13 protein-coding genes and 2 pseudogenes are annotated in these 13,798 nt (G+C 40.0%); 1 reads left to right on the top strand and 14 read right to left on the bottom strand.

What is annotated here, in order from left to right:
- Window positions 1-190 precede the first annotated feature (190 nt).
- The 14 genes and pseudogenes from NQ550_RS06930 to NQ550_RS06865 all read right to left on the bottom strand — a co-directional run.
- Window positions 191-1,405: an LL-diaminopimelate aminotransferase gene (locus NQ550_RS06930; protein ID WP_025579469.1), complete on the bottom strand. Its 1,215-nt coding sequence runs from the start codon at window positions 1,403-1,405 to the stop codon at window positions 191-193.
- 249 nt (window positions 1,406-1,654) lie between these two features.
- Window positions 1,655-3,097: an Asp-tRNA(Asn)/Glu-tRNA(Gln) amidotransferase subunit GatB gene (gene gatB, locus NQ550_RS06925; RefSeq protein ID WP_025579467.1), complete on the bottom strand. Its 1,443-nt coding sequence runs from the start codon at window positions 3,095-3,097 to the stop codon at window positions 1,655-1,657.
- Window positions 3,094-4,563, bottom strand: coding sequence for an Asp-tRNA(Asn)/Glu-tRNA(Gln) amidotransferase subunit GatA (gatA, locus tag NQ550_RS06920; protein ID WP_008704899.1), 1,470 nt, complete (start codon window positions 4,561-4,563; stop codon window positions 3,094-3,096). The genes gatB and gatA overlap by 4 nt, the downstream gene beginning before the upstream one ends.
- Before the next feature lie 11 nt (window positions 4,564-4,574).
- Window positions 4,575-4,868, bottom strand: a complete 294-nt coding sequence (gene gatC / locus NQ550_RS06915) for an Asp-tRNA(Asn)/Glu-tRNA(Gln) amidotransferase subunit GatC (RefSeq protein WP_008704901.1) — start codon at window positions 4,866-4,868, stop codon at window positions 4,575-4,577.
- Window positions 4,869-4,927: 59 nt separating this feature from the next.
- The gene (gene aspS / locus NQ550_RS06910; protein WP_022380269.1) at window positions 4,928-6,259 is read right to left on the bottom strand and encodes an aspartate--tRNA(Asn) ligase; all 1,332 of its coding nucleotides are present in this window, start codon (window positions 6,257-6,259) and stop codon (window positions 4,928-4,930) included.
- Window positions 6,260-6,656: 397 nt separating this feature from the next.
- Window positions 6,657-7,211: an ANTAR domain-containing response regulator gene (locus NQ550_RS06905; protein ID WP_025579464.1), complete on the bottom strand. Its 555-nt coding sequence runs from the start codon at window positions 7,209-7,211 to the stop codon at window positions 6,657-6,659.
- A 248-nt stretch (window positions 7,212-7,459) separates the two neighbouring features.
- Entirely contained in the window at window positions 7,460-8,782 is a 1,323-nt protein-coding gene (locus NQ550_RS06900; RefSeq protein ID WP_008704905.1) for a glutamine synthetase family protein, read from the bottom strand.
- A 293-nt stretch (window positions 8,783-9,075) separates the two neighbouring features.
- Entirely contained in the window at window positions 9,076-9,438 is a 363-nt protein-coding gene (locus tag NQ550_RS06895; RefSeq protein WP_008704906.1) for a type II toxin-antitoxin system HicB family antitoxin, read from the bottom strand.
- Window positions 9,422-9,679, bottom strand: coding sequence for a type II toxin-antitoxin system HicA family toxin (locus NQ550_RS06890; RefSeq protein WP_025579462.1), 258 nt, complete (start codon window positions 9,677-9,679; stop codon window positions 9,422-9,424). The genes NQ550_RS06895 and NQ550_RS06890 overlap by 17 nt, the downstream gene beginning before the upstream one ends.
- Window positions 9,680-9,993: 314 nt before the next feature.
- The gene (locus NQ550_RS06885) at window positions 9,994-11,166 is read right to left on the bottom strand and encodes a hypothetical protein (RefSeq protein WP_025579460.1); all 1,173 of its coding nucleotides are present in this window, start codon (window positions 11,164-11,166) and stop codon (window positions 9,994-9,996) included.
- Window positions 11,167-11,169: 3 nt separating this feature from the next.
- Window positions 11,170-11,865 carry an ATP-binding cassette domain-containing protein gene (locus NQ550_RS06880; RefSeq protein ID WP_025579458.1) on the bottom strand — a complete coding sequence of 232 codons (696 nt, stop codon included), beginning with the start codon at window positions 11,863-11,865 and terminating at the stop codon, window positions 11,170-11,172.
- Window positions 11,862-12,707 (bottom strand): MerR family transcriptional regulator, encoded by an 846-nt coding sequence (locus NQ550_RS06875; RefSeq protein ID WP_025579456.1) that lies wholly within the window; start codon window positions 12,705-12,707, stop codon window positions 11,862-11,864. Before NQ550_RS06875 ends, NQ550_RS06880 begins: the two co-directional genes overlap by 4 nt.
- Window positions 12,708-12,800: 93 nt before the next feature.
- Window positions 12,801-12,980, bottom strand: coding sequence for a TnpV protein (locus NQ550_RS06870; RefSeq protein WP_330366480.1), 180 nt, complete (start codon window positions 12,978-12,980; stop codon window positions 12,801-12,803).
- A gap of 53 nt (window positions 12,981-13,033) precedes the next feature.
- Window positions 13,034-13,315, bottom strand: a pseudogene (locus tag NQ550_RS06865) (site-specific integrase); the annotation flags it as partial.
- Here NQ550_RS06865 and NQ550_RS06860 point away from each other — a divergent pair.
- Window positions 13,308-13,754: pseudogene (locus NQ550_RS06860) on the top strand (helix-turn-helix domain-containing protein); the annotation flags it as partial. The pseudogenes NQ550_RS06865 and NQ550_RS06860 sit on opposite strands and share 8 nt — an antisense overlap.
- Between the last annotated feature and the right edge of the window lie 44 nt (window positions 13,755-13,798).

The raw sequence follows: 13,798 nt of genomic DNA, 5'->3' as shown, positions 1-13,798 counted from the left end.
AAACGACAGGTCCGAAACCCTTGATTTTCAAGGATTTTCGTCCTGCCGTTTTTCATTTTCATAGTCAAGTGGATAAAATCATCCGCTTCGCTACGCAGCTCTACACCGAATAACTGCTCCGCAGGGAACTTACTTGATTCGGTTAAATTTTGCGAAATTATAATCCCACTCGTTCCTATCAGGAAGCTGCTTACAGATTCTTAATTCGTTCAATTGCTTCCAGTGTATTCTCATGTGTTCCAAACGCAGTGAGACGGAAGAATCCCTCACCATGAGCACCAAATCCTGAGCCTGGAGTTCCTACAATGTTGGCTTTTTCAAGGAGATAGTCAAAGAACTCCCAGGAAGTCATCTTATCAGGTGTTTTCAGCCAGATATACGGAGCGTTTACGCCACCGGATACGGAATAGCCTGCTGATGCCAGACCTTCGTAGATGGCTTTGGCGTTGCTCATATAGTAGCCTACCTGTTCTTTCAGCTGTGCTTTTCCTTCAGGAGAGTATACCGCCTCTCCTGCACGCTGTACGATATATGGCGCACCATTAAATTTTGTGCCATGACGTCTTGCCCAGAGACTGTGGAGATCTACACCGTCACGAACCAGATCCTTTGGTACAACTGTAAAGCCGAGACGGACACCTGTGAAACCTGCATTTTTGGAGAAGCTGCGCAGTTCGATGGCGCAGGTTCTTGCTCCTTCGCACTCATAGATGCTGTGCGGTACATCTTCTTCGGAGATGTATGCTTCGTATGCTGCATCATAGATAATTACAGAACCGTTTTTATTTGCATAGTCTACCCATTCCTGAAGCTGCGGTTTGGTAATCGCACCACCGGTCGGGTTGTTCGGGAAGCAAAGGTAGATAAGATCCGGTACTTCTTCCGGGAATTCCGGAAGGAAGCCGTTGGATGCTGTACATGGCATATAGATTACGTTATCAAAGTTGCCACGTTCTTTGTTGTATTCTCCTGTACGGCCTGCCATTACGTTTGTATCTACATATACTGGGTATACAGGGTCGCACACTGCAATCTTATTATCCAGTCCGAATATTTCCTGGATATTTCCGGAATCGCTCTTTGCACCGTCAGATACAAAGATTTCGTCTGCTTCAATGTCACAGCCTCTGTCTTTGTAGTCATTCTTTGCAATGGCAGATCTTAAAAATTCATAACCAAGATCAGGTGCATAACCATGAAATGTAGCTGCATCACCCATTTCATCTACAGATTTATGAAGTGCCTCAATGATCGCCGGAGCCAGAGGCTGGGTTACATCACCGATTCCCAGTGAGATCACGTTTGCCTGTGGGTTAGCTTCTTTATATGCTTTTACTTTTTTTCCAATTGTGGAAAACAGATAGCTTCCCGGTAATTTCAGATAGTTGTGGTTTACTGTTACCATGTTTGATTTCCTCCCTGGCATGTTTCGCAGTTTTTATATACCTGTCTACAGCAGGCTGCTGCTTTGCCTTTCCATTTCTATTTGTGTCTTTTCTTCAAATATGTTTTATTCGAATTTTATTATACTTAATTATTTAATAATGTAAAGTCTCAAAGTTTTTTTGAGAATAATTTTTAATATTAACGCTACTGTTCACTGGTAATATATTAACATTTTTTACCCCGGGCATAATGTCCGGGGTGATTTATTTTATTTGCGCTTCTCTACTTCTTTCATTAGTGTCTCGCGGACGCTTGCAGGATTTGCCTTGCCTTTCATCTCTTTCATGATCTGACCTACAAAGAAGCCCATGACTTTATCTTTACCTCCCAGAAGTTCTGAAAGTGGTCCTGGGTTAGCATCCAGGATCCTGTTGATGATTTCTTCCAGAAGTCCTGTGTCTTCTACAATCTTCAGACCATGTTCCTCAATGTAGGCTACAGGATCAATGTCTTCCTCAAAGACTTTCTCAAAGACTTTTTTGGCATTCTGAGGGCTGACTTCGGATTTTTCTACCATTACCAGAAGATCTGCAAGATGCTTCGGTGAGAAAGATACCTGTTCCGGATCCATAGCTTTATCTTTCGTCAGACGGAGTACCTCACCCATAAACCAGTTTGCTGTCTTCTTTGCATTTCCGTAGATTGCTGCTGTTTCTTCAAAAAGACCTGCAAGATGGCGGGATTCTGTAAGGATTCCCGCATCGTATGCCGGAAGTCCGTACTCTTCCTGATAACGGGCCTGTTTCACTTCGCGAAGCTCCGGCTGTTCTGCTTTGATCTTTTCAATCCATGCATCAGAAATATGGATTGGAGGCAGATCTGGATCAGGGAAATATCTGTAGTCTTTGGCATCTTCCTTGGAACGCATGGCGTAAGAATATTCTTTATTGTCATCCCAACGGCGTGTTTCCTGTGTAACTGCCTTGCCTTCTTCAATCAGTTCAATCTGACGTTCTCTTTCGCCTTCGATTGCTCTGGCAATGGCTTTGAAAGAGTTCAGGTTCTTCATCTCTGTTCTGGTACCGAATTGTTCTGCACCTACCTCACGGACAGAAAGGTTAACGTCTGCACGCATGGAGCCTTCCTGAAGTTTACAGTCTGATACACCCAGATACTGCATCATACAACGGAGTTTTTCAAGATAGGCGATTACTTCCTCGGAGCTTCTCATATCCGGTTCGGATACGATCTCGATCAGTGGAACACCGCTTCGGTTGTAGTCTACCAGTGAGCAATCTTCCCATTCATCATGAATCAGTTTACCAGCATCCTCTTCCATATGCATTTCGTGGATACGGATTTTCTTTTTGCCTGCGGAGGTTTCGATCTCTACCCATCCGTCGTGGCAGATTGGCAGATATAACTGGGAAATCTGATAGTTCTGTGGGTTGTCCGGATAGAAATAGTTCTTACGGTCAAATTTGCAGTACTGATGGATCTGGCAGTTTGCTGCAAGACCTGCTTTCAGGGCAAACTCTACTACTTTCTTATTTAATACAGGCAGGGAACCCGGCATACCTGTGCAGACCGGGCATGTATGTGTATTGGGTGCTCCTCCGAATTCAGTGGAGCATCCGCAGAAAATTTTTGTTTTTGTTGCAAGTTCTACATGGACTTCAAGTCCTATGACTGTTTCGTACTGTTTCATTATCTGGTGCCTCCTTCTCCTGGCACGGCAAAGGAGCCGCGGCTGGTTTCATAGGCGTGTGCTGCACGCAGGATTTTCTTTTCCATGAAGCAGTCCCCGATCATCTGGATACCGATTGGGAGACCTTTGCTGTCTTTTCCGCATGGAACTGTAATTCCCGGAAGACCGCAGAGATTGACTGCTACTGTGTAGATATCTCCAAGATACATGGCAAGGGGATCTTTTAAGCTTTCACCGATCTTCGGTGCTGTAAATGGAGATGCAGGTGCAAGGAGCACATCATATTTGCCAAATGCCTGGTCAAATTCTTTCTTGATCAGGGCTTTTGTGCGGAGTGCCTTCAGATAGTATGCATCATAATAACCGGAGCTTAACACGAAGGAACCAAGCATGATACGGCGTTTTACTTCCTCACCGAAACCTGCTGTTCTGGTCTTTTTGTACATGTCGTGAAGACCTTCATATTCTGCTGCACGGAAACCGTACTTCACTCCATCGAAACGTTCCAGGTTGGAACTTGCTTCTGCACTGGCGATAATATAATAAGCCGGAATCATGTATTCCATGGTTTTGATAGAGAAGAATTCTACTTCTGCTCCCAGTTCTTTCAGCGTATCAAGAACACCCATAAAAGATGCTTTTACTTCCGGATCAAGTCCCTCTGCCAGATATTCTTCAGGAACTCCGAATTTCATCCCCTTGATATCTCCTGTCAGTTCTTTGGAGAACTGAAGATCTTCTCTTTTCATGGATGTGCTGTCTTTTGTATCATGTCCTGCGATGATCTCCAGAAGAGCTGCACAGTCAGATACGTCTTTTCCTACAGGTCCGATCTGATCCAGGGAAGACGCATAAGCTACAAGACCGTAACGGGATACTGTTCCATAGGTTGGTTTAATTCCGGTTACACCACAGTAGGAACTTGGCTGACGAATAGATCCACCTGTATCTGAACCAAGTGCCAGATAAGTTTCTCCTGCTGCCACTGCTGCACAGGAACCACCTGAAGAACCGCCTGGTACATGTTCCAGATTCCATGGGTTTCTGGTGATGCCGTAAGCGGAGGTCTCTGTTGTACTTCCCATGGCAAATTCATCCATGTTTGTTTTTCCGATAATGACCAGTCCGGCTTTTTCCAGACGGTCAATGACTTCTGCATTATACTGAGGCACAAAATTCTCAAGAATCTTTGATGCACAGGTAGTTTTCTTTCCGTTAATACAGATATTATCTTTGATCGCGATCGGTACGCCTGCAAGAGGACTGGTATAAGTACCGTCCTCGATGCCTTTCTGTACTTCTTCTGCACGTTTGTATGCTTCTTCTTTATATGTGTCAAGATAAGCGTGTACTTCTGAATCCTGTTTCTCAATCTGTTCAAAAACAGTTTTTACTCCATCCAGGACGCTGACCTGACGCTGTTTTATTTTTTCCCCCAGCTGCAAGGCTGTTAATTTCTCCAACTCCATTGTCCTGTCTCCTATCCTATGGTTTTCGGAACCTGATACTGTCCTTCTTTTGCTTTCGGTGCATTTGCCAGCATTGCTTCTTTGTTGTCTCCGTTTGTGACAACGTCCTCACGAAATACGTTTTCGTCCTGGAAAATATGGGACATAGGCTCTACTTCCGATGTATCCAGTTCATCCAGTTTCTCTACATAATCAAGCATTTTCTGCATTTCGGCTTTGGCTTTTTCCTTTTCTTCTTCCGAGAGGGAAAGTTTAGCGAGGATGCAGACGTTTTCCATTGTTTCATCATCTATGATCTTTGCCATGATTTTCTCCTTATATATACTGCCTGTAACATTCTATATTGCTTTTATTTCCGACTTATTTACGGTTCCAGACGGTTCATATCTCGCGGGAAGAGACAGGTTTCACGAACATTCTCTTCACCGATAAGCTGCATGGTCAGACGTTCCAGACCGATTCCCAGTCCACCGTGAGGCGGCATACCATGTTTGAAGGTATCCAGATACTGTTCCATGCCTTCCTGCGTCATACCTCTGTCTTCAATTTTCTGTACCAGCATGTTGTAATCATGGATACGCTGTCCGCCTGTTGTGATCTCAAGGCCTTTGAATAACAGGTCAAAGCTTAAGGTAAATCTTGCGTCTTCCGGATCATCCATTGCATAGAATGGACGTTTCTTTGACGGATAATGTGTGACAAATACGAAATCTGAGCCATATTCTTCTTTGAAATACTGTCCGATCAATGCTTCTTCTTCCGGCTCCAGATCGAATGGATTTCTGATCTTACGGTTATATTTCTGTGATACCAGTTCCTTGGCTACATCGAAACGGACTGCCGGGATTTTGGATACATCCGGGATCTCAAGCTTCAAAATCTGTACTTCTTTTGCATATTCTGTTTTCAGAAGGTTCATGGCATACTGGAGGAATCCTGTTTCCATTGCCATAATTTCTTCGAAGCTGTCAATATATCCCATCTCGAAGTCCAGACTGGTGTATTCATTTAAATGACGTTTTGTATTATGTTTCTCAGCCCGGAATACAGGGCCTGTCTCAAATACTCTGTCAAATACGCCAACCATCATCTGCTTGTAGAACTGTGGGCTCTGCGCAAGTACTGCAGGTTTGTGGAAGTAGCTAAATTTGAAAAGGTTTGCCCCACCCTCTGCTCCTCTGGCTCCGATCTTCGGAGTATGGATTTCTGTGAATCCCTGTCCGTAAAGATAATCACGGAATGCTTTTGTCAGTGCCTCCTGAATTTTAAATTTGGAACGCTCCTGAATATTTCTCAGGGAAATCGGTCTGTAGTTTAATTTTGCTTCCAGGGAAGTGTTCAGTTTCCATTTGTCGATTGCCATTGGAAGTGGCTCTGCCGGTGTTGATAAAATATCAATATGACGAATACGAAGCTCTCTTCCGTGGGGTGCTCTCTCCTCTTCATGCAGGATTCCTTTCACCCTGATCGTCATTGCTTCCTTCAATTCATGAATGGAAACATTTGCCATTTCATTTTCATAGACTGTCTGGAATAAGCCTTCCCTTCTTCTAAGAATGATAAATGCCACATCACCCATATTACGGATGCTGTGAACAGCGCCTTCGATTACGGCTTCCTGGTTCAGGAGATTATTACCTACGAGTTCCTCCCAGGTATTGATTTCTTTTTTCCATGTTCCATCCATAAATTCCATTTCCTCATCCTCCATTTCTTCATTTCTGAAAACCTTTGTGATATGTCCGATGGAGTCTGTCTTCAAAAATCAGTCTGCGCAGATGCAAATGACTTTATCATTCTTTTACTCCTTGAATATCAAAAAGGCGTAATCAGAAAATCCGGGGATAGTTGTCCCCTGGACTCTCTGATTACGCCTTTGTAATCATTCTTCCTGTCATTATCTATTTTATGTTTGTTTGTGTTCTTTCTATATATAATATAATGTTAGGGTTAAAATGTATTTTGCCTCTAACTTGATATGAACAAAAATATATTCTGTATATTACCACATATTCTGTCAAAATAATATCGTCATTTTTTACAAAATTTTCCTTATTATTTTCGGATATTTTATTTAGAACGTGTTTGAAAAATCAGATTTCATCATACATCAGCATGAGTAACATCTGTGCAGTTTCTACCATGTTGGTTCCTGAATCCATGCTGCATTTCTGAATATGTCTGTACGCTTCGTCTTCTGTCATCTGGTTTTTTTCCATCAGAAGACGTTTAGCATTCGAGATATAATTCTGTTCTTTTTCTGATCTGGGCTTTGGTTTCTTTTTTTCTTTTTTGATCCGGCGTTCCAGATGATAGAGCATGTCATTGACCGTATCTATCAGTACGCTTGCTTTCATCGGCATCTGTACAGTGCTGACGGAATTCGGTGCTTCATCTATAATACGCTGAGAAGCCAGAAGCAACATTTCAAAATACTGTGGCAGGTTATCGAGAGCGTCTTTATAATAGGCATCTGTCAGCTTATACCCACATATCAGAACACCACTGTCAAGCTCTGAGATACTGGCCAGCGCATTAGAGACAGAGCTGCAGACAGAGGCTACTGTGAGCCCATGTCTGTTAAGTATTGTGCGGATTTTCTTTGCGTCTTCAATTTTCGGTAACGCAATCACAATGCTGCTGCTCATAACTCTGCCACTCCTATTTCTGTTACAGCCTGAGTTTCCGTCCACTGCTTATTGCTTTTTGCAACCTCTGCAGGGGACTTGTTTGATTTTGATCAAGCGGATGTTCGCAATCCGCTTCGCTACTTGCTCATAACCGAATAACTGCTTCGCAGTTTATCAGAAGAAGCTTCGCTCCTCCTGATACAAACAAGTCCCCACCCACTGCTTATTGCCTTTTACAATTTCTACAGGGGACTTGTTTGATTCGGTTAAATTCTGTATAAGTATTCCTCGATTTCCCAGGCTGAAATTTCTCTTGTATAGCGAAGCCATTCTTTTTTCTTGGCTGCTGCGTATTCTTTACAAAATTCTGTTCCAAGTACTTCTTTGATCCAGTCACTCTGTTCGAAGTAATCAATTGCTTCGTTCAAATTTCCCGGAAGATTTTCAATCTTCATTGTTTTCTGATCTGTTTCGGATAACTCTCTGCTGGAGGACTTAGTCGGATAAATCTTCTTATTGATTCCATCCAGTCCTGCTGCCAGACATACTGCAAATACCAGATACGGATTTGCTGCTGCATCCGGACTTCTCAGTTCGATCCTTGTCTCCATACCTCTGGATCCCGGAATTCTTACCAGTGAATTCTGGTTGTTCTTTGTCCATGTCAGTTCTGTCGGTGCTTCATAGCCCGGAACCAGACGTTTGTAGGAATTTACGATAGGATTGGTGATCAGTGCCATCTCTTTGCTGTGAGCCAGAAGACCTCCTACGAAGTAATAAGCTTCTTCGCTTAATTCCTGTGGATTTCCCGGATTGACGAATACATTTCTTCCATCTTTAAATAAGGAGAAATGAATGTGCATTCCGGAGCCGTTTACTTCTGCCCTTGGTTTCGGCATAAACGTCGCATGAAGTCCATGGCGTTTGGCAATGGTACGGACCGTCATCTTAAATGACATGATCCGGTCTGCAATCGTACGGACTTCACCGTATTTGAAATCTACTTCGTGCTGTGCAGGAGCAGTTTCATGGTGAGAAGATTCTACCTCAATCCCCATGTCTTCCAGATTTAATACAATATCACGTCTTGCGTTTTCACCCAGATCCACAGGACTGACATCCAGATATCCGGCCTTTTCATGTGTTACAGTAGTCGGAACTCCGTTATCATCTGTATGAAAAAGGAAAAACTCACATTCCGGATCTACCAGACAGGTGTATCCCTCCTTCTTTGCCTCCCGGGCGGTTTTCTTCAGGATATATCTCGGACTTCTCTCATGAGGGGTTCCGTCCGGACAATAGATATCGCATAACAGTCTGGCAACTTTGCCCTGCTGTGGTCTCCATGGGAGAATTGCAAAGGTGTCAAGATCCGGTCTTAAGTACATATCCGGTTCGGATTCTCCTGCGATTCCTGCGATAAAGGAACCATCTACGATACATCGGTTATCCAGTGCGCGGGGAAGTTCCCGGGCAGTTATGGCGATGTTTTTCAGCGTTCCGAACATATCTGTGAACTGGAGACGGATAAATTCCACGTCTTCCTCCTCAGCCATCTGTAATATTTCTTCTCTGGTATAATTCCCCATTTTCATTCACTCCTTGTCAGCATAGTTTCTGCTGTTTTTGCTTTCTTAATGATTCTTCGATACAGTTTTGTCCTGTCTGGAAGTTTTATAGATTCTTCTTATAATGATATAAAAAATGGCGCACTTTCTACAGTTACTTTTCTATAGAAAGAACGCCTTTGTTCATGTAGGCAATTATAACAACATGCTTATTTTTTGTCAACTGCTTATTTTTCGTTAATAAATCATCGACTCTTTCCATGTTACTGTGCGCTCCGATCTCGACAACACACTTTGTAGCTTACTTATAATCGCTATTTTGAGAATACCGCATCATTCCTTGAAAGAAGATATACGCAATACTGATTCATACTGATTCCCTCTCTCTGAGAATGTTCTGCCAGTAGTCTATGCAGGCTTCTTGGAATTCTCAGTTTAAACTGTCCGGAATAATCTTCAAGGCTATCCGGCTCATGGATTTCTACTCCTTCTTCTAATGCAGCTTCAAGCCATGCTTTTTTTGCATCCAGGGCATTTGAAATTGCACTTTCCACTGTTTCTCCGCAGGTAATGCAACCAGGGAGATCCGGATACGAAACTACGAATCCTCCTTCGGTTTTATCTTCTACAACTTCCATACGATAGGACATTGACATATAATCATTCAGCGTCTTCATGATTCTTCGCCTCACTTTCTACTATTTCCCTTACCATTTCTACATATACTTTCTTTATCGGCTCATGTTTTGGTATTGTAATAGGCATACATCCAGACTTTCTAAATGTATAATGACTGCTTCCACTTCTCGGAACATTCATTTCATATCCATAACTTTCCAATACTTTTCGCAATTCATCAAATCGAAGATCTTTTGATAAATTACATATACGTGTTATCAGTTTATCCCATTTTGACATTCTTATATCTCCTATTTACATTATATGTGGTATCGTATATGGTGTCAATCAATTTTTCTATGCCAAATTTGAAAAGGTTTCCGTATTCTCCGAAAGAAAAATACGCAAAATACAAATTCAAAAATACTGTCTTTTGTACTTAATCATAAAGGGAAATGGATGAGCCGAATGGTTCAAAAATTATTTTAGATATGTAGATATGCAAATTTAATGTAACAAAAGTATTATTTGCTGTGGATAATAGCAATATGTTCCGACTCAAATTATAAGCGGTTTTGCTTAGAAAATCAATAATCTTATTGTTAAAAAAACATCTACCATACTCTCATAGATAACAATGACAAAATATAAAATGGAAGTATATATAGTAACCTTTGCAGCCGGTTCTTTGCTGTATATATTATAATACTCTGAATCGGCATCCATATCCAAAGGAGAATACTAAATAATTCAAATTTATACGCTATCCAATAACAGAGCATCGGGAGTAACAACAAGAACATTCCAATAACTGACTTGCATTGTAATTTTTCTTTTAAAGAATATCTGAGCGGAAATCCTTTTTTAACTAAACGTAATTCATTTTGCACATTATAGCTGACAACATTCTGTCCTAATATCAATATAGAAAACAATAATACATACTCAATATATTTTCCCTCTATCTGCGATAATAACATTGTGATTAAAACAATCGCAAAATACTGATACATAATCTGTTTCTTTCTTCTAATAACACTAACCACCTCATAAACCATCAAAAAACGGTAGCGGTTGCCATAATATTTCTTCATCAGTCCCTTCATTTCTCTCTGATTATTTTGGAAAAACACTTCATCCTGTGTTTGCAAGACTGTATCATATTCCCTATTCAAAAAACCATATAACATCTGATTATATTGTTGAAAGAACGGGATAATTGCTTGATAGCTAAAATAAGGATATAAAATGAAATATAATCCGTAAATGATCAATAGTACACTGGCAACAAATACACTTCTATTAAAAAAGCAAATCATTACTACTGCTAACATACATATATTCGTAATATCCCGATATTTATATTGCGTCGATAAAACCGTATGCATATTGACGATTGGGTTACAGATCATAACCACAATAAACTGTCTCAAAACTATTCCCTCCATTGGGAAAGCCCAAAATAAAATCAACGCAACACACAACGTCAGTACCGTGCTTTTTCCTATCTTCTTCACTCGCCAAATATATGTTTTTTCTATTTTCCAAATATAAGTTTCAGGAAAAATACGCATTCTTGGTATTGTTCCAAACAAATTCATAAACAAGAAGCAGAGAATACCATACGGTATAAAAACAGCAATATCCATTCCATGGGTTGTCTGAATCATAGATTGTAATATAAGAATACATGGCACAATAGCAATCAGTATAAGATAAGCACCTATATTTCGTTTAATCATTCTAACTGCAAATTTGAATCTCTGTTTCAAAAGCAACTGATACATACTTTATTCCCCTTCAGATAAAATCTTTGCGATTTTCTCTCTATCAACTTCCTCCGTATTGATTTCTCTAATTTGTCCGTTATGTAACAAAAGACACTTGTCACAAACATTTTGTAAACACTCTATATCATGGCTTGAAATAATGTAAATTCCTTTTTCTTTCTTGTGAAACTCTACTATTACATTTTCTAAAAGTTTCATTTGGACAGGATCAAGCCCTGAGAATGGTTCATCAAAAATAGTAATTTTTTCTTCTTGTATCATTGCACAAGCATTATTTAGTCGTTGCATTGTACCTTTTGAAAGTTCTGACGGAGAATAGTTCTCATACTTTTTTAATCCCAACCCATCTAAAATCCTCTCGATTTTATCAAATGCCTCTTGCTTTTTTATCTTTCTACTCGAAGCAATTAAAAGAAGATTTTCATATATTGTCAGCTCATTAAAAAAACTTGGTTGATCCATTGCATAGGCAACCGGCATATCAAGATAATCAACCTTGTTCATTTTTTCTCCGTCGATAGAAATTACTCCCGTATAATTTTTATCATAATTCGAAAGTATATTCAAAAGGGTAGTCTTTCCAGCTCCATTTCTTCCAACAAGTCCATAAATACAAGTATTTTCAAATGTATAGTTTAAGTTCGAAAAAACGACTGTTTCACCATATTTTTTAGTTAAATTTGAAATCTGAATCATAAAATTTCTTTTCCTCTCAAATCCATTTTCGTCAATCCGACTACTAACAATCCCATAAAGACTGCCGTGTTCACAAATAAAAGTACAACAACACTTTTTACCACTCCGAAAGTAAAAAGTATTGAGAAAACTTCTACTGACAATACAATAAAACACATATAATTTGTCAAATACTCTGTTATAATTTCTCCATAATAATTATTCATCTGTAATTTGGCATAGATAAAAGGTTTTAATAAATAACGGATTATAATACAAATAACCGGACAAATAAAAATCCAATTTTTATTCACCAAAGATGTTGCCACACCTTTACTCCATTGTACCGGAATTTCTGTCGGCAGCTTAGAATAAGACAATGTCCCAATAATCAAGCATAGTACGGTAATCGTTATCCAAGTAAGCATACTTCCCCATATATACAAAAAGCTAGCTGAATCCAGTTTGAAAACAATTTGATTATCTTTCCAATAATCCTGCAACTCTGTTACATATTGTTCTACCTGTAATTTTTCATAACTAATACTTTCTTCACCCAACATTTTTTCGCACATGCGTTTTGCCTTATTCAAATCAGTAATCTGACTATTTAATATTTCATTCTGCCTCTCAAGCGTTTCCTGCAATGTTACTTTTCCAGATATAATGCTTCGTATATCCTCAATAGAAATTCCTAATGTACGCAGATATGCAATCTTCTTTATATTTTCCACATCATTTTCTGAATAATCTCTATAACCATTACTTTCGTTTCTTGAAGGCTCAATGAGTTTTTCCTTTTCATAAAAACGAACATTAGAACGGGATAAACCTGTTCGTTCTTCTACGTCTTTTATTTTCATGTTATGCACTCCTTTCAAGCAACTCTATTTTATCTTAAGAATAAGCTATAAACAAGGTTTACAGTCAAGCATTTATCCAAAATCTCTTCTCTTTTAGTTATAAATCAATTCAGCATTCACAACCTCTCTTGCTCTACTCCAAATATTATTCATTTCTACTACCCAAGCCACCTGATCAGTTGCTTTAAGTTGTTCGGTAATACCTTCACTCTCTGCCATCTGCTCTACAATCCTTTCAAAGTGTTTCTGTGCCTGTTCTTCTATATCAGCCAAATAATCATTCAACCTTCCACTTGTAAGCAGATTCAGATATACACCTCTACGATATTCTTTGTGACCGTAAAGATTCGGTCTTTCTTCTTCAATCCGTAAAGCATCTGCAAATATTCCTGCATTTCTTCACAGAGGAACTTCGGCATTTTGATCACACGGTTACTTTTCTTTGTTTTCGGTGTGGTAATCACATCTTCGCCGTGTAATCGCTGATAGGACTTATTGATTCTGACCGTTTCTTTCTCAAAATTGAAGTCAGCGGCGGTCAGTGCCAACAATTCTCCCTCACGGATACCGCACCAGTAGAGCATTTCAAAAACGTAAAAGGAAACAGGAACAAGAAAACCGAAAGCGGAACTTATTGCTGCACTGGCACAGACTTTGGATGTTTCCCCTCATGCCCTCGATGTGCCTGACATTGACAGCTATATCGGACTGATACACACTTTATTTACCCTTGAAGATTTGTACGGTCTAACAGTCAGTGAATCAGACGAAGATATCTGCCTGAAAGTCGATACTTTCAAAGGCAAGGACGCTCACGAACTCTGGAAAATGCTGTATGCCTGGAAAGAGCAGGCTGACAAGCTATCTTCTGAAGAAATCAGCAAGGACAAATACGATGAGTGGCGTTACCACTACCCGGAATTTGATACTACGCAAACATGGGCAAAAGTTCCGTCACAGAAACTTAGCAACGCTCTGGTCGGAATATTCCAAGACCGACTCAAACCAGATAAATATGGATTTATTTGTTGCACAACCACCTATTAATCATTCTCTAACCCTAAAACCACTGGATTACGAGAATAATTGCT

Source organism: Blautia wexlerae DSM 19850 (assembly GCF_025148125.1).
GTDB classification, from domain to species: Bacteria; Bacillota; Clostridia; order Lachnospirales; family Lachnospiraceae; genus Blautia_A; species Blautia_A wexlerae.
Note: the sequence above shows the minus strand (reverse complement) of the source record. Positions and strands in the feature narration are given on the sequence as shown.

Bases quoted from the DNA above. Each gene is read 5' to 3' on its own strand.
- aspS (WP_022380269.1), bottom strand. From the start codon at position 6,259: ATGGAATTTATGGATGGAACATGGAAAAAAGAAATCAATACCTGGGAG.
- NQ550_RS06900 (WP_008704905.1), bottom strand. From the start codon at position 8,782: ATGGGGAATTATACCAGAGAAGAAATATTACAGATGGCTGAGGAGGAA.
- NQ550_RS06890 (WP_025579462.1), bottom strand. From the start codon at position 9,679: ATGTCAAAATGGGATAAACTGATAACACGTATATGTAATTTATCAAAA.
- NQ550_RS06885 (WP_025579460.1), bottom strand. From the start codon at position 11,166: ATGTATCAGTTGCTTTTGAAACAGAGATTCAAATTTGCAGTTAGAATG.
- NQ550_RS06930 (WP_025579469.1), bottom strand. From the start codon at position 1,405: ATGGTAACAGTAAACCACAACTATCTGAAATTACCGGGAAGCTATCTG.
- NQ550_RS06880 (WP_025579458.1), bottom strand. From the start codon at position 11,865: ATGATTCAGATTTCAAATTTAACTAAAAAATATGGTGAAACAGTCGTT.
- NQ550_RS06905 (WP_025579464.1), bottom strand. From the start codon at position 7,211: ATGAGCAGCAGCATTGTGATTGCGTTACCGAAAATTGAAGACGCAAAG.
- gatA (WP_008704899.1), bottom strand. From the start codon at position 4,563: ATGGAGTTGGAGAAATTAACAGCCTTGCAGCTGGGGGAAAAAATAAAA.
- NQ550_RS06895 (WP_008704906.1), bottom strand. From the start codon at position 9,438: ATGAAGACGCTGAATGATTATATGTCAATGTCCTATCGTATGGAAGTT.
- gatC (WP_008704901.1), bottom strand. From the start codon at position 4,868: ATGGCAAAGATCATAGATGATGAAACAATGGAAAACGTCTGCATCCTC.
- NQ550_RS06875 (WP_025579456.1), bottom strand. From the start codon at position 12,707: ATGAAAATAAAAGACGTAGAAGAACGAACAGGTTTATCCCGTTCTAAT.